The following is a 1,749-nucleotide window of genomic DNA, read 5'->3' on the forward strand; positions in this document are numbered from 1 at the left end:
GGTAGAAGAAGTCGTCGTTCTTGGACTTGTCGAAGCTTTGCCCCATGACGATCGCGGTGTCGTTCATCGCGTCCATCTGGTCGAGCATGGCCTCGAACGTGCTGTGCATCGTCAGGGTTATCTCGCGGGTGGTTTTCATGCTGTTTATCTGCGGCGGCAAGATCGCGGCCAATTGGTGCGTGAGGATGTCCAGAGTCCTGGTGTCTTTCGACAGGAAATGGATGGTCTCCGCAAGTTTGTCGGTGTCGTCCAACGCGTCGAACAGGGACCGGATCGACCAGCACATCGGAATGTCGAAGCAGTGTTTCTCCCACCAGAAGTAGCTGCGGATCGGCCGCCAGAAGTCGTCGAAATCCGCTAGGTGATCGCGCAGTTCATCGGTGATGCCCGCCATTTTTTCGGTGAGATTCGCCATGTCGTGAGCATTGTCGGCCATCTGTTTGGTGAGGTTATACATCTGTTCCAAGTAATTTATGGTGATCTGCTGCTCGTCCGCCATCTTGAGCATGTCGGCCATGCGCTGCCTGAGGAAGCCCATGTTCTGCATGGTCGTCTGGCCCTGAACACTGTTCATGAACGGGATCGAGCTGTGCTGGATCGGGATGCCGAGGGGTCGGGTGATGTCCTGGACCATCGCGATGCCGTGGGTGCGGATGAGGTTTCTGGCGACCTTGTCCAGCACCAGCATGTCGGCGGGGTTGCGCATGTCGTGGTCGGCCTCGATCATCAGCATGTCGGGGTTCATCCGGGCCTGGGAGAAATGCCGGTCGGCTGCGGTGTATCCGAGGTTGGCGGGGGCCGATTCGGGCAGGTAGTAGCGGTCGTTGTAGCTGGTGACGTAGCCGGGCAGGCCCAGCATGCCGATCAGCACGACGGTGGCGCTGACCGCGAAGATCGGCAGCGGCCAGCGCACCACCGCGGTGCCGACGCGGCGCCACAGCCGACCCTTGGCGGCCTGCTTGGGTTCGAACAGGCCGAAGCGGCTGCCCACGAAGATCACCGCCGGGCCCAGTGTCAGCCCGGCCAGCACGACGACGAGCATCCCGACCGCCACGGGCGCGCCCATGGTGCTGAACCACGGCAGCCGGGCGAAACTCAGGCAATAGGTCGCCCCGGCGATGGTCAGGCCGGAGCCGAGCACGACGGGGGCCACCCCACGGAACGTGGTGTAGTAGGCGGTTTCCCGGTCCTCCCCCGCCGCTCGCGCCTCCTGGTACCGCCCGACCAGGAAGATGCCGTAATCGGTGCCCGCGGCGATCGCCAGCATCGTCAGGATGTTGGCGGCGAACGTGGTCAGCCCGAACGCGTTGACGTTGCCGAGCGCGGCGACCACCTGGCGCGAGCATGCCAGCGCGACGAAAGTCATGAACAGCTGGATCAGTGTGGTGACGATCGAGCGGTACACCAGCAGCAGCATGATCGCGATCGCGCCCAGGGTGAACAGTGTGATCTTGGCCAGGCTGGCGTTGCCGATGACGTACATGTCGTCGGACAGGGCCGCGGGCCCGGTGACGTAGGCCTTCACCCCCGGCGGTGCCGGGGTGCTGTTGACCGCCTTGCGCACGGCCTCGACGGAATCGTTGGCCAGCGTCGTGCCCTGGTCGCCGGCGATGTTGATCATGACGTAAGACGCCTTGGCGTCGGCGCTTTGAGCCCCCGCCGCGGTGAACCGGTCACCCCAGAAATCCTGGATGTGCTGGACGTGCTCGTGGTCTCCGCGCAGCTTGCGGACGATCTCGTCGTAGTAGC

1 protein-coding gene is annotated in these 1,749 nt (G+C 63.5%); it reads right to left on the reverse strand.

The window, feature by feature from the left end; all coding sequences use genetic code 11:
* On the reverse strand, positions 1 to 1,749 hold a 1,749-nt coding region (locus tag AC2VON_RS17960; protein WP_486954165.1), incomplete at both ends, for an MMPL family transporter.

This window comes from Mycobacterium sp. TH-M82 (genome assembly GCF_057473605.1).